Origin of the sequence: Pseudarthrobacter sp. NBSH8 (assembly GCF_014217545.1) — a bacterium.
Lineage (GTDB): Bacteria > Actinomycetota > Actinomycetes > Actinomycetales > Micrococcaceae > Arthrobacter.
This window is the reverse complement of sequence record NZ_CP043178.1, coordinates 1,668,250-1,690,137: the sequence shown is the minus strand read 5'-3', so window position 1 is coordinate 1,690,137 and position 21,888 is coordinate 1,668,250. Positions and strand designations below refer to the sequence as shown.

Annotated in this window: 25 protein-coding genes, 6 tRNA genes and 1 riboswitch; of the genes, 12 read left to right on the top strand and 19 right to left on the bottom strand. The window is 65.9% G+C overall.

Going from position 1 to position 21,888, the window contains the following annotated elements:
• Positions 1-90: 90 nt before the first annotated feature.
• From FYJ92_RS07740 to hisI, 3 genes are all read right to left on the bottom strand, one after another.
• A complete protein-coding gene (locus FYJ92_RS07740) occupies positions 91-693 on the bottom strand; it encodes a Trp biosynthesis-associated membrane protein (RefSeq protein ID WP_185263321.1) in 603 nt (200 codons plus the stop codon).
• On the bottom strand, positions 690-2,294 hold the full coding sequence (locus FYJ92_RS07735) for an anthranilate synthase component I (RefSeq protein ID WP_185263320.1): 1,605 nt from the start codon (positions 2,292-2,294) through the stop codon (positions 690-692). The genes FYJ92_RS07740 and FYJ92_RS07735 overlap by 4 nt, the downstream gene beginning before the upstream one ends.
• Positions 2,295-2,416: 122 nt before the next feature.
• Complete coding sequence (gene hisI / locus FYJ92_RS07730; RefSeq protein ID WP_185263319.1) at positions 2,417-2,824, bottom strand: phosphoribosyl-AMP cyclohydrolase; 408 nt, start codon at positions 2,822-2,824, stop codon at positions 2,417-2,419.
• Between the two features lie 135 nt (positions 2,825-2,959).
• Between hisI and FYJ92_RS07725 the strand changes: the two genes are divergently transcribed.
• Positions 2,960-3,604, top strand: a complete 645-nt coding sequence (locus FYJ92_RS07725) for a TIGR03085 family metal-binding protein (RefSeq protein WP_185263719.1) — start codon at positions 2,960-2,962, stop codon at positions 3,602-3,604.
• 129 nt (positions 3,605-3,733) lie between these two features.
• On the opposite strand, the gene hisF is transcribed toward FYJ92_RS07725, so the two are convergent.
• The 14 genes from hisF to FYJ92_RS07655 all read right to left on the bottom strand — a co-directional run bounded on the left by hisF (position 3,734) and on the right by FYJ92_RS07655 (position 14,882).
• Positions 3,734-4,510: an imidazole glycerol phosphate synthase subunit HisF gene (hisF, locus tag FYJ92_RS07720; RefSeq protein ID WP_185263318.1), complete on the bottom strand. Its 777-nt coding sequence runs from the start codon at positions 4,508-4,510 to the stop codon at positions 3,734-3,736.
• A 58-nt stretch (positions 4,511-4,568) separates the two neighbouring features.
• A complete protein-coding gene (hisG, locus tag FYJ92_RS07715) occupies positions 4,569-5,429 on the bottom strand; it encodes an ATP phosphoribosyltransferase (protein ID WP_104061999.1) in 861 nt (286 codons plus the stop codon).
• A gap of 93 nt (positions 5,430-5,522) precedes the next feature.
• Positions 5,523-5,786, bottom strand: a complete 264-nt coding sequence (locus FYJ92_RS07710) for a phosphoribosyl-ATP diphosphatase (RefSeq protein ID WP_056345618.1) — start codon at positions 5,784-5,786, stop codon at positions 5,523-5,525.
• 112 nt (positions 5,787-5,898) lie between these two features.
• A complete protein-coding gene (gene ribH / locus FYJ92_RS07705) occupies positions 5,899-6,384 on the bottom strand; it encodes a 6,7-dimethyl-8-ribityllumazine synthase (RefSeq protein WP_185263317.1) in 486 nt (161 codons plus the stop codon).
• A 17-nt stretch (positions 6,385-6,401) separates the two neighbouring features.
• Entirely contained in the window at positions 6,402-7,133 is a 732-nt protein-coding gene (gene ribA / locus FYJ92_RS07700; protein ID WP_185263316.1) for a GTP cyclohydrolase II, read from the bottom strand.
• Between the two features lie 10 nt (positions 7,134-7,143).
• Positions 7,144-7,860, bottom strand: a complete 717-nt coding sequence (gene ribB / locus FYJ92_RS07695; protein ID WP_185263315.1) for a 3,4-dihydroxy-2-butanone-4-phosphate synthase — start codon at positions 7,858-7,860, stop codon at positions 7,144-7,146.
• Positions 7,857-8,492 carry a riboflavin synthase gene (locus FYJ92_RS07690; protein ID WP_185263314.1) on the bottom strand — a complete coding sequence of 212 codons (636 nt, stop codon included), beginning with the start codon at positions 8,490-8,492 and terminating at the stop codon, positions 7,857-7,859. Before FYJ92_RS07690 ends, ribB begins: the two co-directional genes overlap by 4 nt.
• Entirely contained in the window at positions 8,492-9,610 is a 1,119-nt protein-coding gene (gene ribD, locus FYJ92_RS07685) for a bifunctional diaminohydroxyphosphoribosylaminopyrimidine deaminase/5-amino-6-(5-phosphoribosylamino)uracil reductase RibD (RefSeq protein WP_185263313.1), read from the bottom strand. Before ribD ends, FYJ92_RS07690 begins: the two co-directional genes overlap by 1 nt.
• A 174-nt stretch (positions 9,611-9,784) precedes the next feature.
• Positions 9,785-9,938, bottom strand: a riboswitch (FMN riboswitch).
• A gap of 40 nt (positions 9,939-9,978) precedes the next feature.
• The gene (rpe, locus tag FYJ92_RS07680) at positions 9,979-10,659 is read right to left on the bottom strand and encodes a ribulose-phosphate 3-epimerase (RefSeq protein ID WP_185263718.1); all 681 of its coding nucleotides are present in this window, start codon (positions 10,657-10,659) and stop codon (positions 9,979-9,981) included.
• Between the two features lie 18 nt (positions 10,660-10,677).
• Entirely contained in the window at positions 10,678-12,255 is a 1,578-nt protein-coding gene (locus tag FYJ92_RS07675; RefSeq protein WP_185263312.1) for an RsmB/NOP family class I SAM-dependent RNA methyltransferase, read from the bottom strand.
• Entirely contained in the window at positions 12,252-13,172 is a 921-nt protein-coding gene (gene fmt, locus FYJ92_RS07670) for a methionyl-tRNA formyltransferase (RefSeq protein WP_185263311.1), read from the bottom strand. The genes FYJ92_RS07675 and fmt overlap by 4 nt, the downstream gene beginning before the upstream one ends.
• A complete protein-coding gene (gene def, locus FYJ92_RS07665; protein WP_185263310.1) occupies positions 13,169-13,747 on the bottom strand; it encodes a peptide deformylase in 579 nt (192 codons plus the stop codon). Before def ends, fmt begins: the two co-directional genes overlap by 4 nt.
• Positions 13,748-13,855: 108 nt before the next feature.
• Entirely contained in the window at positions 13,856-14,716 is an 861-nt protein-coding gene (locus FYJ92_RS07660; protein WP_185263309.1) for a cytochrome, read from the bottom strand.
• 94 nt (positions 14,717-14,810) lie between these two features.
• Positions 14,811-14,882, bottom strand: a tRNA-Val gene (locus FYJ92_RS07655).
• A gap of 228 nt (positions 14,883-15,110) precedes the next feature.
• Here FYJ92_RS07655 and FYJ92_RS07650 point away from each other — a divergent pair.
• The 6 genes from FYJ92_RS07650 to FYJ92_RS07625 all read left to right on the top strand — a co-directional run bounded on the left by FYJ92_RS07650 (position 15,111) and on the right by FYJ92_RS07625 (position 16,073).
• Positions 15,111-15,183: transfer RNA gene (locus FYJ92_RS07650), tRNA-Gly, on the top strand.
• 47 nt (positions 15,184-15,230) lie between these two features.
• Positions 15,231-15,301 (top strand) — tRNA-Cys (locus FYJ92_RS07645).
• Between the two features lie 39 nt (positions 15,302-15,340).
• Positions 15,341-15,415, top strand: a tRNA-Val gene (locus FYJ92_RS07640).
• Positions 15,416-15,473: 58 nt separating this feature from the next.
• Positions 15,474-15,546 (top strand) — tRNA-Gly (locus tag FYJ92_RS07635).
• A gap of 44 nt (positions 15,547-15,590) precedes the next feature.
• Positions 15,591-15,662: transfer RNA gene (locus FYJ92_RS07630), tRNA-Val, on the top strand.
• A gap of 153 nt (positions 15,663-15,815) precedes the next feature.
• A complete protein-coding gene (locus FYJ92_RS07625) occupies positions 15,816-16,073 on the top strand; it encodes an antitoxin (protein ID WP_185263308.1) in 258 nt (85 codons plus the stop codon).
• 113 nt (positions 16,074-16,186) lie between these two features.
• Here FYJ92_RS07625 and zapE read toward each other — a convergent pair whose 3' ends face one another.
• Positions 16,187-17,224: a cell division protein ZapE gene (gene zapE, locus FYJ92_RS07620; protein WP_185263717.1), complete on the bottom strand. Its 1,038-nt coding sequence runs from the start codon at positions 17,222-17,224 to the stop codon at positions 16,187-16,189.
• Between the two features lie 217 nt (positions 17,225-17,441).
• Between zapE and FYJ92_RS07615 the strand changes: the two genes are divergently transcribed.
• From FYJ92_RS07615 to ybaK, 3 genes are read left to right on the top strand one after another with little or no spacing between them, the layout of a single operon-like run.
• Positions 17,442-18,353, top strand: coding sequence for a sulfurtransferase (locus FYJ92_RS07615; protein ID WP_185263307.1), 912 nt, complete (start codon positions 17,442-17,444; stop codon positions 18,351-18,353).
• A gap of 10 nt (positions 18,354-18,363) precedes the next feature.
• Positions 18,364-18,825 (top strand): SufE family protein, encoded by a 462-nt coding sequence (locus FYJ92_RS07610; protein ID WP_185263306.1) that lies wholly within the window; start codon positions 18,364-18,366, stop codon positions 18,823-18,825.
• Positions 18,826-18,849: 24 nt separating this feature from the next.
• Positions 18,850-19,347: a Cys-tRNA(Pro) deacylase gene (gene ybaK / locus FYJ92_RS07605; protein WP_185263305.1), complete on the top strand. Its 498-nt coding sequence runs from the start codon at positions 18,850-18,852 to the stop codon at positions 19,345-19,347.
• On the opposite strand, the gene FYJ92_RS07600 is transcribed toward ybaK, so the two are convergent.
• Positions 19,344-20,609, bottom strand: a complete 1,266-nt coding sequence (locus FYJ92_RS07600) for a S9 family peptidase (RefSeq protein WP_185263304.1) — start codon at positions 20,607-20,609, stop codon at positions 19,344-19,346. The two genes, ybaK and FYJ92_RS07600, sit on opposite strands and share 4 nt — an antisense overlap.
• A 157-nt stretch (positions 20,610-20,766) precedes the next feature.
• Between FYJ92_RS07600 and FYJ92_RS07595 the strand changes: the two genes are divergently transcribed.
• Both FYJ92_RS07595 and msrB read left to right on the top strand, forming a co-directional pair.
• Entirely contained in the window at positions 20,767-21,258 is a 492-nt protein-coding gene (locus FYJ92_RS07595; protein ID WP_185263303.1) for a hypothetical protein, read from the top strand.
• Between the two features lie 13 nt (positions 21,259-21,271).
• Positions 21,272-21,781, top strand: a complete 510-nt coding sequence (msrB, locus tag FYJ92_RS07590) for a peptide-methionine (R)-S-oxide reductase MsrB (protein ID WP_185263302.1) — start codon at positions 21,272-21,274, stop codon at positions 21,779-21,781.
• The last annotated feature ends 107 nt before the right edge of the window (positions 21,782-21,888 follow it).

The window sequence follows — 21,888 nt, the reverse complement described above, 5'->3', positions numbered from 1 at the left end:
TACATTCTGCCATTTTTTGGCCGCGACCTGCCCATCGGCAGACCGGGCTCAGGTTTTAGCGGGCTGCACGGCTTTAGCTGCGAGCGGGGTTCAGGTGGGGTCGTCGCCGCGCGAGAGCCGGTCCCAGCTGTCGATCTCGTCCACAGGACCGGTGGCGGCCGCCGCGCTGGCGGCGGGCGCCCCATAGGTGGCCGCGTCATATTTGGTCCGCGACTTCCAGTGCCGGCCAGCGGGGATGATCAGCAGGGCGGCCAGCGCCAGCAGGGCACCGGCGACGACGGCGAGGACAGGGAAGGCGGTAATAGCCACGTCCGCGTGGCCGCCCGTGACCCCGGTGGCAGCGGCGATCGAACCCTGCGCGGCGCCCAGCGGGTCAGCCAGCACGGTGGCGGCCGCAGCGATGATGCCTACGGAGGCCAATATGATGAGGGCGGTGATGACCCACCGCGCGAATTTTCCGGCGATGGATGCTGCCAGTCCTCCTGCCAGGGCAACGACGGCCAGGGCTGTCACCGCAGTGGCGGCTTTGCTGCCCTGGACCGGAAGGGTGTTCTGGTCCCCCGCGGCCTGGCCCATCTGGTTGGCGTCCAGGCTGACAGTGATCCAGGTCTGGGTGGTGGCTCCGAACACGGCCAGGGCAAGGACGGCAATCAGCAGTACCAGCGTGGATTTCCTGGCCCAGGCCGGCGTCATTCGCCGCCCTGGCTTTCACCGGAGGGGGTGCCGGCGTCGCTGGTCTGAGAGGTGCCGGGGAGCGATTCCGCCGCAATGTTGTGCAACGATCCGGCGGTGTGCACGGCCCGGAGTGGAGCGGCCGCCTTGTTCACGGTCTCCAGCGCTTCTGTGGGGTTCACCGAGTCCGCCACGATGCCTCCGCCGGCCTGGACATAGGCGCGTCCTTCGCGGAGAAGGGCCGAGCGGATGGCAATGGCCATATCCATGTCGCCGGCGAAGTCGAGGTAGCCCACCACCCCGCCGTAGATGCCGCGGCGGTGCGGTTCAAGCTCGTCCAGCAGGCGCAGTGCCCGGGGCTTCGGGGCACCGGACAGGGTGCCCGCGGGGAAGGTCGCTTTCAGGACGTCGTAGGCGTTGGCGGCCGGGGACAGCTTGCCCACCACGGTGGAGACCAGGTGCATGATGTGGCTGAAGCGCTCCACCTCCATAAACTGGGTGACGTCCACGGTTCCCGCGACGCAGACCTTGGACAGATCGTTGCGGGACAGGTCCACGAGCATCAGGTGTTCGGCGCGTTCCTTCTGGTCGGCCAGCAGTTCCTCGGCGAGGGCTTTGTCTCCCTCCACGGTTTTGCCGCGGGGCCGTGAACCGGCGATCGGGTGGGTGATGACTTCCTCGCCGGTCACCGTCACCAGAGCCTCGGGCGAGGACCCCACGATCGAGTACTCCCGCCCGTCGGCGTCCTCGAGGCTGAAGATGTACATGTACGGACTGGGGTTGGTGTTCCGCAGGACCCGGTACACGTCAAGCGGGGAGGCCCCGCACTCCATCTCGAAGCGGCGTGAAATCACCACCTGGAACACTTCGCCGTCCACAATGGCTTCCTTGCCGCGGTCAAGGGCGGCCAGGTAGGAGGGTTCGTCCCACCGTTCTTCGACGCTGGCGGCGAAATCCAGGGCGGCGGGTTCCAGGACGGAGACCGGCTGGGCCACGGGCGTGCTGATCCGGGTGAGGAGGGCCTTGACACGTGCTACGGCATCTGCCCAGGCCTCGTCCACACGGTCGGAGCTTCCATCGAAGTTGATGGCGTTGGCGATCAGCAGCACGGTGCCGTCATGGTTGTCGTGCACTGCCATGTCGGTGACCAGGTTCAGCGCCATCTCGGGCAGGTGGAGGTCATCCTCCGGCGGGCTGGTCAGCCGTTCCCAGTGGCGGACAGTCTCCCAGCCCAGGAAGCCGACGAGTCCGGAGGTGAAGGGCGGCAGGCCGTCAAACCTGCTGGTCCGCAGTGCTTCGATGGTGTCGCGGATGGCGTCCACGGGGTTGCCGTCCAGGGGGACGCCCGCAGGTGGCTGGCCCAGCCAGTGCGCCTGGCCGTTCCTGGTGGTCAGGGTTGCCCGGGACTTCGCGCCGATGAAGGAATACCGCGACCACGTGCCACCAACCGCCGCGGACTCCATCAGGAACGTGCCGGGCTGGCCTTGGGCCAGCTTCCGGTAGAGGCCGATAGGGGTTTCCGCGTCCGCCAGCACTTTGAGCGTGACGGGGATGACCCGGCTGTTGCCGGCGAGTTCGCGGAACTCCTCGAGGCCCGGGCTGATGATTCCAAGGTCCTGCATGGCTATGCTTCGCCGCCTGTTCTTGTGTCGCCTCGTGACTGCCGCCGGGTGTGGAACGGCGCGAGTTTCTGCTGCCAAAAAGTGTGTGTCCGCGGGGCGGTCATGTGCCCATGGGCCATGGATCAGAGTGCCTCGCCGGTCTGGACTTCCAGGTCCCTGCCGTCGAAGCAGGTCCGGGTGCCGGTGTGGCATGCCGCGCCGACCTGGTCTACGCGGATCAGGAGGGCATCGCCGTCGCAGTCCGCAGCAACGGATTTGACCCACTGGACGTGGCCGGAGGTGTCTCCCTTGCGCCAATACTCCTGGCGGGAGCGGGAATAGAACGTAACCCGGCCGCTGGTCATGGTGCGGTGCAGTGCTTCGTCGTCCATCCAGCCCAGCATCAGCACTTCGTTCGTATCGAACTGCTGTACGACGGCGGCCACGAGTCCGGCGCCGTCACGCTTCAATGCGTCCGCGACTGCGGGCGGAAGCGGGCTTGTGGCGGGGGCCGGGACAATGACGGGGGCGAAGGCGGGCTGCTCAGACATCAGACCAAGTCTAGTGCCTGATCAGCGGCCTCTGAGTATGCACAAGCGGGCATATAACCAGTGTGTGAACAAGGGCACCCCCGGCTGGCGGTTCTGCTGCCCAACTTCGCTGCTCTCGTGCTAGTTTCACAAGTGATGCATTTCGTCGAACCATCCCGAGAAGTCCTGGCCGAAACCCTGCTGGCGGCCGGTCCTGATGCCCCTACCCTCTGCCGAGGCTGGCGCACCAGGGACCTTGCCGCGCACCTTTACCTGCGCGAACGCAAGGCGGCCGTGGGGCTGGGCCTCATCATCAAGAGCCTGTCCAAGGCTTCTGACAAGGCCACCGCCAGGCTCGCGGCGAAGCTGAAAACTTCTGACGACTACACCGGCCTGGTGAACACCTTCCGCGGCGGCCCGCCGGCGCTCTCCCCCATGAACATCAAGGCATTGGACGAGAGCTCCAACCTGATCGAATATTTCGTCCACACCGAGGACATCCGCCGGGCCGTGGACCGCTGGGCGCCGCGCGCCCTCGACGAGGCCTATTCGGACGCCCTCTGGGACGAGCTGATCAAACGGGCAGCCATTCTTTACCGCGGCGTCGACCTGGGAATTGTGCTGGTGCGCCCATCCGGGCCGCGGCACGTCGCCAAGCGGGCACCCGTTTCGGTGGCGATCGTTGGTGAGCCCGGCGAACTGCTCATGCACGCCCACGGACGGACCCGCCACGCTTTGGTCACCTTCGAAGGCCAGCCAGACGCCGTCGCCCTGCTGCAGTCAGCAGAAGTCGGCCTCTAACTAAAGCAACGCGGGGTCACTTAGCGCCCATCCCGGAAGGGATTATGGGCGCTAAGTGACCCCGCGTTGTTGGGCCCACGCCTGCAGGGTTCCCTGTCCGAGCTTGCGAGGATAGGGAGCGGATGGGGACTAACGGACTTCGAAGCCCGCTTCGCGGATGGCCTGCTTGACCTGGGACATCATGTTGTCCGGTCCCCAGTGGAAGATCGACGCGGCCAGCACGGCATCCGCTCCTGCGGCAACGGCAGGCGGGAAATGCGCCGGTTCCCCGGCGCCGCCTGAGGCAATGATCGGCACTTTCACCGCTGCCCGGACCATGCGGATCAGTTCCAGGTCGAAGCCGTCCTTCGTGCCGTCGGCATCGATGGAGTTGAGCAGGATTTCGCCGATGCCGCGGTCGGCGGCCTCCCTGGCCCACTCGATGGCGTCGATCCCTGTACCCGTACGCCCACCGTGGGTGGTCACTTCAAACCCCGACGGCGTGGGCCGGGACCCCGGGCGGGTCCGGCGGGCGTCCACGGACAGGACCAGCACCTGCGAACCGAAGTGCCGGCTGATTTCGTTGATGACGTCCGGCCGGGCAACGGCGGCCGTGTTGATGGAGGCCTTGTCCGCGCCGAAACGCAGGAGCTTGTCCACCTCGGCGACGCCGCGGACACCGCCGCCCACGGTCAGGGGGATGAAGACTTCCTCGGCCGTGCGGCGGACCACATCGAAGGTGGTTTCGCGGTTCCCGGAGGATGCCGTGACGTCCAGGAACGTCAGTTCGTCGGCGCCCGCATTGTCGTAGCGGTGGGCCAGCCCCACCGGGTCCCCCGCGTCGCGGAGCCCCTCGAAGTTGATGCCCTTCACAACGCGCCCGGCGTCGACATCGAGGCAGGGGATGACTCGTACAGCTACAGCCATGGGGACTCCTGGACTTCTCGGGTGGATTCTGCGGCGCGGCGTGAACCGGGAGGGACGCTCAGATACGGCAGGCGTGGATGCTGCTGACCAGGATGGCGCGGGCGCCGAGGTCGTAGAGCTCATCCATGATCCGGTTGGTTTCCTTCTTCGGAACCATGGACCGGACAGCCACCCAGTCGGAATCGCGCAGCGGCGAGACGGTGGGCGATTCCAGGCCGGGAGTCAGCGCGGCGGCCTGTTCCACGAGTTCCTTGCGGATATCGTAGTCCATCAGCACGTACTGGCGCGCCACGAGGACGCCCTGCAGGCGGCGGATCAGGACTTCAATCTCCTTGACCGTGCCGTTCGCGGCGCCGCCATCGCCGGTGCGGCGGATCAGGACAGCTTCGGACTTGAGGATGGGCTCGCCGAAGATTTCCATCCCGGCGGCCTTGAGGGTGTTGCCCGTTTCCACGACGTCGGCGATGGCGTCCGCTACGCCGAGGCGAACGGAAGACTCCACGGCGCCGTCAAGCCGGACTACCTTGGCGTTGATGCCCCGCTCGGCGAGGTAGCCGCGGAGCAGCCCGTCGTAGCTGGTGGCGAGGCGCTTGCCTTCCAGCTCTTCCGCGGCGGCGAAGTCACCTACGGGTCCGGCGAAGCGGAACGTGGACGCAGCGAAGCCCAGGGGCAGCAGCTCCTCGGCCTCCACCTCGGCGTCCAGCAGCAGGTCGCGGCCGGTGATGCCGACGTCGAGGGTTCCGCGTCCGACGTACACGGCGATGTCGCGCGGGCGGAGGAAGAAGAACTCGATATCGTTGTCCGGGTCCATCATGACCAGCTCGCGGGTGTCGCGGCGCTGGCGGTAGCCCGCTTCGGACAGCATGGCGGAGGCGGCTTCGGACAGGGAGCCCTTGTTGGGTACGGCTACTCGCAGCATGGGGGTCTTTCTTGGTTGGGAGGTCTATGGATCAGGCAAACGAGCCACGCAGGGCACGGGCAGGCAGGTGTTGGCCGCCGGGTGCCGCAGTGGCTACAGATGCTTGTAGACGTCTTCCAGGGTCAGTCCTTTAGCGAGCATCAGAACCTGCAGGTGGTAGAGCAGCTGGGAGATTTCCTCGGCCGTGGCCTCGTCGGATTCGTACTCAGCGGCCATCCAGACTTCGGCTGCTTCCTCCACGACTTTCTTGCCAATGCCGTGGACTCCGGACTCCAATTCAGCGACGGTGCGGGAGCCTGCCGGGCGGGTGGCTGCCTTCTCACTCAGTTCAGCGAACAGCGTCTCGAAATTCTTCACGCCCTACAGCCTACTTGCTGCCGGCCCGGGGGCGCCTTTCGGGCCGCAGCATGACGGGCGCAATGTGAGCGAACACACACCGCACCCGTCCGCTTGCTGCCAACAACCGGTGCTACTTGTACTGCTTGAGGAGCACTGCGGTGGCCAGGGCTGCCGTCACTGCCTCGTGGCCCTTGTCCTCGCTGGAGCCCGGCAGGCCGGCACGGTCCAGTCCCTGCTGCTCCGTATCGCAGGTCAGCACGCCGAAGCCCACCGGCACGCCGGTGGAGACACTGACATCGGTCAGTCCCGACGTCGCCGCCTGGCAGACGTATTCAAAGTGCGGCGTACCGCCACGGATCACGACGCCGAGGGCCACCACTGCGTCAAAGTGCGGTGCCAGCCGCGCGGCAGCGACGGGAAGCTCGAAGGCACCGGGAACGCGCAGTACCGTGGGTTGGCTGATGCCTGCATCTTTGGCGGCGCGCAGGGCACCGCCCAGCAGTCCGTCCATGATCTGGGTGTGCCAGCTAGCTGCCACAATGGCCAACCGCAGCTTCGATGTTTCCGCAGGGTTGAGGGTGGTGAGGTCAATATCTGGTGCGCCGTGTCCGCTCATGCGTAAATCTGGTCCGTTCAGTTTTGGTCGTGGTCGAAATCGTCGGCGGCGCCGCTCGGCACCGTGACAATATGTGTGTCCAACGTCAGCCGGTGCTCCATGCGGTCCTTTTTGGTCTGCAGGTAGCGGATGTTCTGGTCGCGGGACGGCACCTCGGTGGGCACCATTTCCACCACCTTCACGCCGGCTTTGGCGAGCCTGTTCTTTTTGTCCGGGTTGTTGCTCAGGAGCCGGATCTCGTGGAGGCCCATCTCGGCCAGGATCTGGGCGGCGGCCTTGTAGCAGCGGGCGTCCACCGGCAGTCCCAGCTGTTCGTTGGCCTCCACGGTGTCAAAGCCCGCTTCCTGGAGGGCGTAGGCCTTGATTTTGTTGGCCAGGCCGATCCCCCGGCCTTCCTGCCCGCGCAGGTACAGCAGGGTGCCGCCGAACTCGTTGATCAGCTCCAGGGCATAGGCCAGCTGTTCGCCGCAGTCACAACGGTAGGAGCCGAAGACATCGCCGGTCAGGCACTCGGAATGCAACCTGACCAGCGGAGCAATGCCACCCTTGGGCGCGTTGGGCGAGCTCACCGCCAGGTGCTCGGCGCCCGTGACCAGGTCTGTCCACGCTTGGGTAATGAAATCGCCAAAGGCCGTGGGCAGCTGCACAATCGGACCGCCGCTCACGGGGTGGTGGGCCCGGCCATTGCCGGCCGCCCCCTGATGGTGGCCGTTCTGGTGGCTGTCGTCCGAAACTCCGGAAGCCGTCATCATTACTCCTCTACTCCGCCCGGGCGTCCGGCCCGGTGTCACTGTCGGCGGAAGACCCGACCCCTGATTCAAGGTAAGCCACCAGATCCTCAATCGAGATCAGGGGGCACCCATGTTCAGCGGCGAATCCGCGCAGCCCGTCGAGCCGCATCATTTCACCGTCGTCGTACACAACCTCGGCGATCACGCCCACGGGCTCCAATCCGGCGAGCCGGCAGAGGTCCACGGCCGCTTCGGTATGGCCGGGGCGTTCCCGCACTCCTCCGTCAACTGCCCGGAGCGGGAAAATATGCCCGGGCCGGGTCACGGCCGACGGTCCGGCGCCGGGGTCTGAGAGGACACGGGCCGTGAGGGCCCGGTCCGTGGCGGAGATTCCGGTGCTGACACCCACCGCCGCGTCGCAGGAAACGGTGTACGCGGTGCCCTTCGCATCCTGGTTCACGGCCACCATTGGCGGCAGTGCCAGGGCGTCGGCGCGCTCCCCCGGCAGGGGGACGCAGATGACGCCGGAGCTGTAGCGGATGGTCCATCCCATGAGGGCGGGGGTGGCATGCTGTGCGGCGAAGATGATGTCGCCCTCGTTTTCGCGGTCCTCGTTGTCCACCACCAGCACGGGTCGGCCGGCGGCCATGGCGCGGATGGCATCTTCCACGGGATCAAGTCCGAAGGTTGCGCTCGGCACCGGGCCGGCGTCCACGGCCGGTTCCAGCCGGACGGTGGCGTTCATCGTTCGCCCCCGGTGGTTGCGCCGGTGCTGAATGCCAGCAACCGTTCGGTGTATTTGGCCAGCACGTCGACTTCAAGGTTGACCCTGCTGCCGGTGTTCTTGGCCCCCAGGCCGGTCTCCGCCAGCGTGGTGGGGATCAGCCCCACTTCGAACCAGGGCTCCGGCTCCACGGCCGGGCTGACTGCCGTGACGGTGAGCGAGACGCCGTCTATCGCGATGGAGCCCTTCTCCGCGATATAGCGGGCGAGGTTGGCCGGCACACCGAAGCGGAGGCGCTCCCAGTTGCCGAGCGGCTCGCGCTCCAGCAGCTGCCCGACGCCGTCGACGTGGCCCTGGACGACGTGGCCGTCCAGCCGGCCGCCGGCGGGGACACAACGCTCAAGGTTCACCGGGTCACCGGCGGCAAGTTCGCCGATGGTGCTGCGGACGAGGGTTTCGCCCATCACGTCAACACTGAATTCTTTGCCGTCGATTGCGGTGGCCGTCAGGCAGACTCCGTTGACAGCGATGGAGCCGCCCAGTCCGAGACCTTCGGTGGTGCCGGGCGCGCGAAGGCGGAGCGTTGCGCTGGCATCGCCGTCCCGCTCCACGGACAGGACCTGTCCCTGCTCGGCAATAATTCCGGTAAACATCAGTAGCCTCCCATGGCTGGTTCCGCGGCAGTGCGGGATAGTTGTGGTTCAAAAGCTTCGGTTGGTTCTGGTCGGAGGTGCAGTCTCAGATCCCGGCCCAGAGCCAGGACGGAGCCGCCGTCGCAGGGATCCCAGTCCCAGTGCCGGGCATCCGCGAGGGTGGTGATTCCGAGTCCGTTGAGGGCGGGAGTTCCGGAGCCCAGCAGGGTGGGGGCAACGTAGACAATGAGTTCGTCCACAAGTCCGGCAGCCAGGAATGAACTGAGGATGCGTGAGCCGCCTTCCACCATGACGTGGCGGACTCCCTCTGCGTAAAGGAGCGAGAGCGCCTCCCGGGGATCCCGCGTGGCGAGGTGGAGCACGTTACCGTCATCACCGCGGACGGCGGCGTCGGCCGGAATGTCGCGCAGGCCCATCACGGCACGCAGCGGCTGCTTGCCCGATGTCGCTCCGGACTCGTCCCGGGCTGACAGCCGGGGGTTGTCCACCAGAACGGTCTGGGTCCCCACGAGGATGGCGTCAATCCGCCGCCTGAGCCCGTGGTTGTCAGCGAGCGACTCCGGCGAGGAGATCCACTGGCTCGTGCCGTCCTCGGCGGCGATCCGGCTGTCCAGTGTCTGGGCGATGTGCAGCGTCACAAACGGCCGTTGTGCGGCCACGCCCAGGAACCACTGACGGTTCAACTCGAACGACGCGCCGGCAGCGAGTCCGCTGCGGACCTGCACCCCGGCGTTCCGGAGGGTAGCCGCGCCGCCCGCCGCAGGGTCATGCGGGTCGTCGACGGCGTAGACCACTTCCGCGATTCCGGCACGGATGATCGCCTGGGTGCAGGGCCCCGTGCGGCCGCTGTGGTCGCAGGGTTCCAGCGTAATCACCATTGTGCAGCCGCTCAGGTCCAGCCCGGCGGCCTCAGCCTGTGTGATGGCGTCCGCTTCCGCGTGAGGTGTGCCGGCGCCGCGGTGATAGCCCGTCACCAGCTGGCGGCCGGCACCATCGATGACGACGGCGCCCACCAGCGGATTCGCCCCGCGAGGACCCTTCAGGGCTGCTTCGAGCGCTCCGTCCATGGCGGCGGTTTCGGCGGCGCTGAACGCCATGACGTTTTCGATCCCGGTCATGGGGCAGCAACCGGTTCGGCGGCTTCGGTTTCCGGACCATGGGAAATCCTGGCTTCAAAGAGCCATCGCAAGGGGTTCATGTGTGTTGTCGTTCCTTCCCTCTAGAACCGCGATGGCTCCGGGGGTATACGACAGCAGAAGACCGCAGCGCCAAAGGGCGCCGCAGATACAGCTGTACGTGCTTCTCTCATCCAGACTTTAACTGTCGGTACCGGAATTTCACCAGTTCAACCGTCCGCCGGTTCCTTCCCTGAAGGGGAAAGCGCCGGCTCGCGGGTCGCGGACTATCACCGCCGGTTCGGACTTACACCGACCCCGGAGCACGTAATGTGTGTTGCTATTGTGCCATAACCACAAGGTGTCCCCGACTATTCCGCGGACGCAGCACGTAATTTTATGCTGCCGGCTTCGCGGAGCCGTCCGATGGCTGCAGCCGGGTCCGCCGCGCCGTAAACAGCCGAACCCGCCACAAAGACGTTCGCGCCTGCGTCGGCCGCCCGCAGAATGGTTTCCTCGGTAATGCCGCCGTCCACCTGGATAGCGACATTGATTTCGGAGCCGTCAATGGCTGCCCGGGCCCTGCGGATCTTGGGCAGGGTGAAGTCCAGGAACGCCTGGCCGCCGAACCCCGGCTCCACGGTCATGATCAGGAGCATGTCCAGTTCCTCGAGCATGTCCAGGTAGGGTTCCACGGCCGTGGCAGGGCGCAGTGCCATGCCGGCTTTGGAGCCCCGGGCCCTCAGTTCGCGGGCCAGTTTGACCGGTGCAATGGAGGCCTCAGCGTGGAAAGTCACGGAGGCCAGCCCGGCGTCGGCGAACCCCGGCGCCCAGCGGTCGGCGTCGGAGATCATCAGGTGGGCGTCCAGCGGGACGGGGCTGACCGCCTGGATCCGTTGGACCACGGGCAGGCCCAAGGTGAGGTTGGGGACGAAGTGGTTGTCCATAACATCCACGTGCACGGCGTCAGCGTTGCTGATGCGCTGCAGTTCGGCTTCGAGGTTGACGAAGTCGGCGGACAGGATGCTGGGGTTGATGCAGCATTGCGGGATGGGGGAACTTTTCACGGGTCAGCCTTTCTTCCGGATGAGGGCCAGGAACATGGCATCGGTGCTGTGGATGTGCGGCCAGAGTTGCGCGGTGTGTTCGTGCCCGGCGTCCAGGTGGCCCGTCAGGCTGACGCCGTCCAGCACAGCGCCGGCGTCGATCAGTTCGAGGTCGTCGCGCTTGCGCAGCACATCGCTGACGACGGCGGTGGTCTCTGCGGGGTGCGGTGAGCACGTCACGTAGGCCACAACGCCGCCGGGCTTGACAGCAGCAAGCGCGGACTTGAGCAGTTCGCGCTGCAGCGGTCCGAGGTCCGTCAGGTCCTTGGGGGTGCGCCGCCAGCGCGACTCCGGGCGGCGGCGCAGGGCGCCGAGCCCGGTGCAGGGCGCGTCGACGAGTACACGGTCAAAGCTCTCCGCCATCTCCGTGCCGACCTCGCGGCCGTCGCCGGTGCGAACATGCCAGATCTCGTGCGGAACGGCGGCCAAAGCCTGCCTGACCAGCTTGGCGCGGTGCGGTGCGGGCTCGTTAGCCAGCAGGGTCGCGCCCTGCTGGCGGGCGAGGGCGCCGAGCAGCGCGGCTTTGCCGCCGGGACCGGCGCAGAGATCGAGCCAGCGTTCGCCTGACCCGTCGCTGCCGGTACCAAGGTCGACGGCGGCCATTGCTCGGGCCACCAGCTGGGAGCCGACATCCTGGACGCGCGTGCTGCCCTCCCGAATGGAGGCGAGCCGGCCCAGGTCTCCGCCGCTGGAGAGCGCCGAGCCTTCAACAAGTTCACCCAGTGTGGCCCCGCCTTCCAGGGCTTCATCCAGGCTGCCCAGGCCTGGCAGGGCAACGAGGTTGACCACCGGAGCTTCGTTATCGGCTTCCAGCAGGTCGTTGATTTCGGTCGCTGACCGCCCGTGGGCCACCAAGGACTGGCGCATCGCCCGGACAATCCATTCGGGGTGGGCGTAGCGAAGGGACGCGATGGTGGTTTCGTCGCTTTCACCGGCGACAAGGGCCTCCAGCCATTCCGCCAGCGTGTGCGCCGTGACCTTCCGCAGCACCGCATTGATCAGGGCGGAGGGTCCGGCGCCGATAACGGCGCGGGCCAGACCAACGGTCTGATCCAGGGCGGCGTGGGCCGGGACGCGCATGGCCAGCAGCTGATGGGTGCCGATCCGCAGGGCGTCGAGAATGGCCGGGTCAAGCTGGTCCAGCGGCCGGTCAACGCAGCGGGCCAGGATGGCATCGTAGGTGCCCTGGCCACGCAAGGCCCCGTAGCTGAGCTCGGTGGCGAAGCCGGCGTCGCGCTTGTCCAGGCCGTGATGGCGGATGCGGGACGGGAGGACCAGGTTGGCATAGGCGTCCTCGGCGGCTACCGCGCGAAGGACTTCAAAAGCCACCAGCCTCGCCGGGTCCGCCCGGCGGGTCCGCTGCGCCGGGGCGTTTTCGGTGAAGCTCCGCTGGGAGGGGCGGTTACGTTCGCGGCCCTGGGCGTTGCGCTGGCTGGAGTCTCGTGGCCCGCCCTTGCCCCGCCCGCTGTTGCCCCGTCCGCCGCCTGGGGCGCCGCTTCCGCTGCCGCCCCTGCCGCCTGCATTACCGCCGGATTCGCTCATTCGAAGACCACGCTTTCCAGTGTTGCCATGCCACGCGCCCAATCGGCGGCGGCCATCATCTTTTTGCCCGAAGGCTGGATCCTCGTAAGCTCCACGGCATGGGATCCGGTGCCCACCAGGACGCTCTTCCCGTCGAGGAATACCGCGCCGGGCTGCAGGTCAATGTCACCGGGCCGGAGCCGGACGGGTTCGAGTTTGACGCGCTGTCCGTCCAGGGTGGTCCAGGCACCCGGCTCGGGGGTTACGCCGCGGGCGCGCCTGCCGATCGCCAGGGCGGGCTGCTTCCAGTCGAGCCGGCCGTCATCGATGGTCAGTTTGGGGGCCAGCGAAACGTCGCCGACCTGCGGCTGCGCAGCTGCCCTCCCGGCCTCGACGGCGGACAGCGTCTGGGCGAGGAGCACAGCCCCGCTGTGGGACAGCCGCTCCAGCAGTGCTCCGGCGGTGTCTTGCGGGCCAACGCCCTCGGTCAGCGTTCCTAAGACCGGGCCGGTGTCCAAACCTTCTTCCAACAGGAAGGTGACAGCACCTGTGACGTCGTCGCCGGCCATCACTGCCCGCTGCACGGGGGCAGCGCCACGCCACGCGGGAAGCAAAGAAAAGTGCAGGTTGATCCAACCGTGCGGGGGAACATCCAGGGCGGCGCGCGGAATCAGGCCGCCGTAGGCCACGATGGCAGCAACGTCAGGTTTGGCCGCTTCGATCTTCGCCGTTACGGCCTCGTCCACGCGGGTGGCGTGGATGATGTCGATTCCCAGCTCGACAGCGCGGGCTGCAACGGGCGACGGCGTAAGCACCCGTTTGCGCCCTATCGGCGCGTCGGGACGGGTCAGGACCGCAACGATGTCAAAGCCGGCCGCAATCAGGGCCTCGAGGGAGGGGACCGCCACGGCGGGGGTGCCGGCAAAGAGTACCCTCATGTGGTGGTGCCGCCGCCGAAGCTGGCGCCCCCGAAACTGGACCCGACCGTCTTGGCGCGCTTCGTCGTCGTGCGTTCCGTGATGGCGTCATAGTTTGCATTGCGGATGGAGCGCAGCGCCGTCTTCCGGTCCACGCCTTCCAGCCTGTCGGTGAACAGGATGCCGTCCAGGTGGTCCGTCTCGTGCTGGAAGCAACGGGCCAGCATGCCCTCCCCCTCCACAGCGACAGGATTCCCGTTAAGGTCGACGCCAGTGGCGCGGGTGGCGCGGAAACGCCGGACCGGGAACGCCAGGCCAGGAATCGACAGGCAACCTTCAACGTGGTCCGTCTGGAAGTCCTCGCTGTTTTCCAGGACCGGATTGATGATGTGGCCCTCCACGCCGTCGATCCGGTAGGTGAAGACCCTCTGGCTGACGCCAATCTGCGGGGCAGCGAGGCCGGCGCCGTCGACGTCCTCCATGGTTTCCGTCATGTCCGCAACCAGCTTGGCGAGCTCAGGACCGAATTCCGTCACGGGATCGGCCACTGTGCGGAGCACGGGATCACCAATGATGCGGATATTCAGAATGGCCATGTGCTGTCTTTCCTCACGGTGGGCGTTAATGGCGAACCTATCCAGTTTAGGTGCAGGGGCACCAGTCGCGGGACTGGGGACAGGCGGACTCCGGACATGCGTGCCCCGCTAGGCGCTGCGGGCCTGCGCGGAGACGGGCGGAGCAACCGGAAGAAGCGCGGAACCGGCGGCGAGCGTATCGGCCGACAGCTCCCAGACCCGTCGCAGGGCGCAGAACTTCCACCAGTGGTGCTTGAGGACGTCGGGGTTGGCGCGGACCGGACGGACTTCCGTCTCACCGATGGCCACAGCCAGCAGCAGCGGGTTCTCGCCGTACTTCCAGGGCTCCCATTCCCCGGCCACGGCATCCACAAGGCTTTCTTCGGCCTTCATGCCCGCCACCAGTTGCATGACCACTTTGTCGTCCAGCGGCTTGACGGTGCCGTCCCTCGTGGTGCCTTTGGTCTTGTAGTCAATGACGCAGATCCGGCCGTTGATTTTGGCCACGAGGTCCAGCGTCCCCGCGTAGCCCACTGACTTGTTCCAGACGGTGATCTCCGGGGCGATGGGCTCCACCCCGTAGAGCTCCCACCATTCATCGAACCGCAGGGCAAAGCCTTCCTCGCCATTGGCTGCCAGGGCCTCGCGCGTTTCCCTCATGGTGTGGGGCCGGCCCAGGGCACGGAGCGCAACCTGCTCGCAGTAGTTATGGACGCGGTCACCGCGCTTGGCTGCTTCGTCGCGGTATTTTTCCGCTGCCTTGGAGGCCCGGTTGACGGCCTGCCGGATTTTCGCCGGACTGCCCAGGCAATCGGCCAGCAGCGGATCCTTCGCCAGGCTGCTGGCCCCCATGTAACCGAACCAGCCGTCCAGTCCGTGCGGCTGCTGGCCGATGACGGTGGTAATGGACGGAACGGAAAACTGCTCGGAGGTGGACCGCGCATACATCCGGCCGTATTCCGTGGCGTGGGCAAGGAGTGGATCAGTCATACCAAGACTCTTTCACAGGGGGCTGACAGAATGGCGCACACACAAAAAAGGTCCGTTTCCGCTCGGCTGAGCGGAAACGGACCAGATTCCTCGGTGGGCGATACTGGGTTCGAACCAGTGACCTCTTCGGTGTGAACGAAGCGCGCTACCACTGCGCCAATCGCCCCGATGCTTTTGAATGCTAGCCGACCCGGCGGGGTTTATGGAAATCGAGCCGGGACCAGCCTCGAATTACACGCCTGTAATTAGAAAAATCCCCTAGATTGCAGGGATCCAGGGGCATTTCCGCCGTTGCGGCACGTTCGATTTGGAGAATCAATGAACCTCCTATAGAGTTCTTACTCGTTGGAACGCGAGGAAATGCCCGAAACGGCAGGGATTCTGCGGCCCAAATGCGGACGTAGCTCAGCTGGTAGAGCACCACCTTGCCAAGGTGGATGTCGCGAGTTCGAATCTCGTCGTCCGCTCGCAGGACACTGTCACGGCAAAGGTTTTTCGAAATCGGAGCTTACACGGTGGGTTGGCCGAGAGGCGAGGCAGCGGCCTGCAAAGCCGTTCACACGGGTTCGAATCCCGTACCCACCTCGGTGAAAACCATGGATTCCGGTTCGGGCCGGACGAAATGGGCGATTGGCGCAGCGGTAGCGCGCTTCCCTGACACGGAAGAGGTCACTGGTTCGATCCCAGTATCGCCCACCAAGCAAGGAAACTTGCTTCATGCAGTACGCCAGGCCACCCGCCGGGCTGTACTTCATACGCGGACGTAGCTCAGCTGGTAGAGCACCACCTTGCCAAGGTGGATGTCGCGAGTTCGAATCTCGTCGTCCGCTCTCTACCCCAGTAATAAATCCGAAATGGCCGGGCTTCCGGTTCCGGGCGATTGGCGCAGCGGTAGCGCGCTTCCCTGACACGGAAGAGGTCACTGGTTCGATCCCAGTATCGCCCACACACAGCAGCTCCCCGTGAGCTGCTTTTTTGTTGCCCGAAAAGGCCGGCCGCGACTTTACAGCATTTGTCACAGCCCTTGGCACGCCCTGCAGACAGGTCTAGGATCGGTTGCGGAGGAGCCAACTGGCTCCGCGATTGAAGGGAGGTGCTCGTGGGACTGATTGACGATCTTAAGGGCAAGGCTCAGGGTCTCATCCGCGGCAACGAGCAGGCCATCAAGGACGGCATCACGAAAGCCGGCGATTTCGTCGACTCAAAGACTGGCGGCAAGTACACCGGTCACGTGGACAAAGTCCAGGAGGGCGCTTCCAAATTCGTTGACGCAAATGACGGAACACCCGGCGATGCACCTGCCACCGAGCAGGCTCCGCCAGTCACCCCGGTTCCGCCGGTTGACAAGGCTCCGTAACAAGGATTTGGCCAGGGCATTGCCCTAGCACGTCAAGGGGGCGCGGGTCCCGCCGGGAGGCGGCACCCGCGCCTTTGTCGTTTAACTGGCGGCCCGGCCTCCGCGGCCGATGCCTAGGACGGCTCGTGGTTCTGGCCCTCGCGGGCCAGTGCGGTCAGGCGGGACACCGCACGGAAATACTTCTTGGTGTACCCGCCGTGCATCATCTCGTCCGTAAAGAGCTTGTCGAAGGGGACGCCGCTGGCCAGGATGGGCACATCCTTGTCGTACAGCCGGTCCGCCAACACTACGAACCGAAGCGCCACGGCCTGCTCGGTGATGGTCTCCACATTGCGCCACACGACGCCGTCGATGCCGTCGATGAGCTGCCGGTAACGGCTCGGATGGACACCGGCAAGGTGGCCGATCAGTGAACTGAATTCGTCCTCCGCCACGGTCTTGCCGTCGAACTCGGCCCTCATCTGCGCAGCGAGCTGGCTGTTCTTCAGCGGTGCCGGAGCGTCTGGCAGGCCACGGTGGCGGAAGTCCTCGCCGTCGATCCTGATGACGTCGAACTGGTCCGCCAGAACCTGGATTTCACGGGCAAAGTCGACGGCGGCAAAGCGGCCGTCACCCAGCGAACCCGGCAGGGTGTTGGACGTCGCAGCCAGCTTGACGCCGGCGTCGGCCAGCTCACGCATCAAACGGGACATCAGCACTGTGTCGCCCGGATCATCCAGCTCGAATTCGTCAATGCACACCAGCTTGTAGTGGCTCAGGGCTTCAACAGTCTTGCGGAAGGACAGTGCCCCCACGAGGTTGGTGTATTCCACAAACGTGCCAAAGGCTTTGGGGCCCGGCGCGGCATGCCACAGCGAAGCCAGGAGGTGGGTTTTGCCGACGCCGAATCCGCCGTCGAGGTAGATCCCCGCCCTGGTTGCGACCTTCTTGGTGAAGAGCTTCTTGAACAGGCCGTCACCGTCACCGGCTCCAACTCCCCCGGCGAACGCTTCCAGGGCCTTGACCGCCGCCGTCTGGGACGGCTGGTTCGGGTCCGGCCGGTAGCTGGCAAAGGAGACCTGGCCAAACCGTGGGGACGGATAAAACCCTTTGAGGAGCTCATCCACCGAAACCGCCGGAGTGCGGGCGGCAAGCTGTTCGATCTGTACCAAGGTGGTCCGTTCTGCTGGTGGGTTGTCCCCAGAAAGAATACCGGCAATGGCCCGGGCGCCCCCCGCCATCCGGCCGGCACGGGGCCATGGCGTGACGAAGGCCATATTTCCCACTGTTAACAAGGTGACGGACAGGGCGGCCGGCCGTGGCTAGGGTGGGAGGCAGGTTTTCCTTCTTCAGCAGATCCGCCCTGTGTCTCAGTGAAAGGCCAACACCATGTCCTACGCAGTTGAACAAAACGAGAAGTTCGCCGCCTACGCCAACCCGGAGCGTCTGGTATCCACCGAGTGGCTTGCCGCCGCACTTGAGTCCGGCGCCCTTGCGGATGGAAAGCTTGTGGTGGTCGAGTCCGACGAGGACGTCCTCCTTTACGAGACCGGCCACATCCCCGGAGCCGTGAAAATCGATTGGCACACGGACCTTAACGATGAAGTGACGCGCGATTACGTGAACGGCGAGGCCTTCGCGGCCCTGGCCGCTGCCAAGGGCATCTCCCGCGACACCACGGTTGTCATCTATGGGGACAAGTCCAACTGGTGGGCGGCCTATGCCCTCTGGGTCTTCACCCTGTTCGGGCACGAGGACGTCCGGCTGCTCGACGGCGGCCGGGACAAGTGGATCGCCGAGGGCCGCGACCTGACCACGGACCGGACTGCCCCGGCGCCCGGCGACTACCCGCTGGTGGAGCGCAACGACGCCCCCATCCGCGCGTTCAAGGACGATGTGCTGGCACATTTCGGCAAGCCTCTGATCGACGTACGCTCGCCCGAGGAATACACCGGCCAGCGGACCCACATGCCGGCCTACCCGGAAGAAGGTGCGCTCCGCGGCGGCCACATTCCCACGGCAGCATCCATTCCCTGGGCACGCGCCGCCGCACCGGACGGCACGTACCGCAGCCGGGAAGAGCTCGAAGCCCTTTACTTGGGCGAGGCCGGCCTGACCGCTGGCGATGACGTGGTGGCGTACTGCCGCATCGGCGAGCGTTCCAGCCACACCTGGTTCGCGCTCAAGTACTTGCTGGGTTTTGAAACTGTCCGGAACTACGACGGTTCCTGGACCGAGTGGGGCAACGCCGTCCGGGTTCCGATCGCGAAGGGCACCGAACGCGGCACGGTCCCGGCGTAAACTGGAACAGATGACTACACATGACCTGCCCGCCGCATTGGCGGAAATCGTTGACGACTTCCAGGCCCTGACCGAACCTGACCGGCTTCAGTTGCTGCTGGAGTTCTCGCGCGAACTGCCGGAGCTGCCGGACCGGCTGAAGGACCACCCCGAACTCCTGGAGCAGGTGGTGGAATGCCAGTCGCCGCTGTTCCTTGCTATTGAGACGGAAAAGAACGACGCCGGCCCGGCCGGCGCCATTCGGCTCTATTTCAAGGCGCCACCGGAAGCCCCCACCACGCGGGGTTTCGCCGGTGTGCTCCATGAGGGACTCGACGGACTCAGCGCCGCCGAAATCCTGGGTGTGCCGGACGACATGCCGGAGCTGCTGGGCCTGACGAGGGCCATCACGCCACTGCGGATGCGCGGCATGACCGCCATGCTGGGACGGATCAAGCGCAAGGTCGCTGCTGGTTCCCGGCCCGTGTCCTGATCCCCTGACAGGGAACTGAACGCTTTGGCACGCAAGAGTTCTTCAAACGGAACGCCGGCCACAGCCGCACTGGCTGGAGCCGGCGTTCCCTTTGTGCTGCATCCGTATGCCCACGATCCCACCGCGGCCAGCTACGGAATGGAAGCCGCCGAGGCCCTGGGCATCGCTCCCGAAAAGGTCTTCAAAACCCTCATGGTCGACGTGGAGGGCCGGCTGGCTGTCGGGGTTGTCCCGGTCAGCGGAAACCTTGACCTCAAGGCATTCGCCACCGCCCTGGGTGCCAAGAAGGCTTCGATGGCAGACCCCGCAGTTGCGGAACGCCGCAGCGGCTACGTCCTCGGCGGGATCTCGCCGCTTGGCCAGCGGCAGTCATCGCCCACCGTGGTGGACAGCAGCGCCCTTGATCTGGGAACGATGCTGGTTTCCGGTGGTAAGCGTGGTCTGGACGTCGAGCTTGCGCCGGGGGACCTCATCCGGCTGACGTCCGCGGTGACAGCCGCCATCGGCACCCGCACGCCTTAGCGGTTCTGCCCGGGATTGAGACGCGGAGCCAACTGGGGCCGAAGCCACGCCTTGATCAGGTTCTCCCAGCGCCCGGGATCGACGTTCCATTCCTTCGTGTGCCTGGCGTGATTGAACGTCTCGAACGTGACCATGTCCGGATTCCGCTCGGCCAGGAGGGCGGAGGGTTCATAGGGAACATACTCGTCATCAACGCTGTGGATGATCAGGGTGGGCGTCCGGACTTCCACGGCGCGCGCCACCCAGTCCATGGCCTTGAGGTCCACGGGTGCGGCCAAACCGGTGAGCCTCCGGCCCACGGGGTGGCCCAGCATCAGCTGCCCATAACGGCCCACCAGGGACGGAATACGGTTGATCTGCGCGTGGTGGGCCAGCACATTGACCCAGTTGATGACAGGCGCGTCCAGGACCATGGCCCGGATCAGGTGACGGTGCGGCGAGAGATCGGCCGTCTGCAGGCAGATGGCGCCGCCCATGGACCAGCCGAAGAGAACAATTTCCTCTGCGCCGTTGGCCAGGGCGAACTCAATGGCGGCCTCCACGTCATGCCATTCCGTGGAGCCCAGGCCGTACCTGCCGTCCTCGGCCGATGGTGCCAACCCGTCATTTCGGTACGAGACAAGCAGGCTGGTGAGCCCCAGTTCGAGGGCGGGGCCGACCGCCCGGAGGGCCTCCTGGCGGGTGGCCCCGCGGCCGTGAACCATGATTGCCCAGGTCCTGGACGTCCCGCCGGCCCGGACCAGCCATGCCGGTGCCGTGCCGCCGTCGACCTCAATCAGCACGTCCTCGGCCGTAAAGCCGGCGGTGGCGGGATCCGGGTAAAGCGCACCGCTCCACCATCCGCGGCGGGCCGTATCGAGATCGCCGGCATAGACGGCTTCCACTTCGCGCAGCACCGTGCCGTCCGCCGGCGAATAGGACACAATCCGCCCGATCCGGGCGTGCCCCTTGCCGCCGTCGAAAAACAACCCATAGACGCCCTCCACTGTGGTCTCCGGAGTTGCTGTCAGGATGACCTGCCGGCCGCCGCCTTCCCGGAGCACAGCGAGGACTTCCTGGTCCGCCGTCCGCTGCCGGACGGGAGTAATCACACGCCTGGCAAAATAGAGGGCCAGCGCGGAGGACCCTGTGGCCAGCAGTCCGGCAAGCGCCCCGCCGCCAATGACGCCGCCGAGCGCCCATTTGGCGCGCTGCGACATACGGCCGTCAGCCTGGATCGGAACTGCCGCCGTCAACGTGGGGGTGCGCGTGGAAGGTGCCATGGAACCATTCTTACTGCCGCAGGCGGGTTGACCATATTCCGTCCGGCCCGTGGCGCCGGAATTCTGCCGGCCCCGAGGACTCCGCGCGTATAAGACCACAACCACCATGCGGCCCCAAATGGATGCAGGCGCCGGTACGCACGACTAGGCTGATGCCATGAGCGATCCAATCGTCATCCTGACCGAAGAACCCCTAGGCGCGGACGACCGCGTCAACATAGAACGACTGGTGGACGGGCAGGACACGCCCCTTGTCCTGCTGGTTCCGGGAAACACTGAACGGCATCTGCTGGTGGATTTTCTCGAAAATCTCTCCCTGCTGGACGTCGCTAAAGCGTTCCGCGAACTGACCGCCCACGCCCCGGACCCCTCCGCTGAACGGGCAGAGGCTGCGGAGACGCTGGCCGTCTCGCTGGCTGCCCTGGCGGGGCTGGGCGCAGGAGTCACAGGCGAGGTGGTGGACGGTGGAGCCGTCAACGGCCTCGTGGCCAAGGTCAAGGAGCTTGGCGCAGCCCAGGCGGTGGTGGTCACCCGTCCGCACGCAGTGGCGGATACGTTCCACACGGACTGGGCCAACAAGGCCCAGGACCAGCTAGGGCTCCCCGTGCTCCACCTGTACGCCGGTTCGGGATTTATCGGCGACTCCTGAGCGTTGAGCTGATATGAGCATCTTTGGTAAGAACATATTCGACAACAAGGCCACGGATTCGGTCCCGGATCCGGCCGCCGACGGAGTCGCTGCGGAACCTGCATACCGGAAATCCGACGCCGAGTGGCGGCAGGAACTCACGCCGGAGGAGTATCACGTGCTGCGGCAGGCGGGTACGGAGCGCCCCTTTACGGGAGAGTATGTGGACACCCATACGGAGGGTGTCTACCAATGCCGCGCCTGTGGAACCGAGCTCTTCAGGAGCAACGAAAAATTCGACTCGCATTGCGGCTGGCCGTCGTTCTGGGCACCGCTCGCCAAAGGCACCGTCCGCTACATCCACGACCGTACGCTCGGTATGAAGCGGGTGGAGGTCCGGTGCGGGAACTGTGACTCCCACCTGGGCCACGTGTTTGAAGGCGAGGGCTACGGAACGCCCACGGACCAGCGCTTTTGCATTAATTCGGCGTCCCTGAAGCTGGTGCCGCGCGGGGGTGCCGGGGAAGAATCCACGGAGTCCTGAGTCCGCCAGCCGTGGTTCGGCCTATGTCTGGCGGACCCACGGGGCGCCTCGAGCCCGAGAGTCTCTTATGCTCAGGCTCTATTTGAGTTAGGGACTCTGGTTGCTTG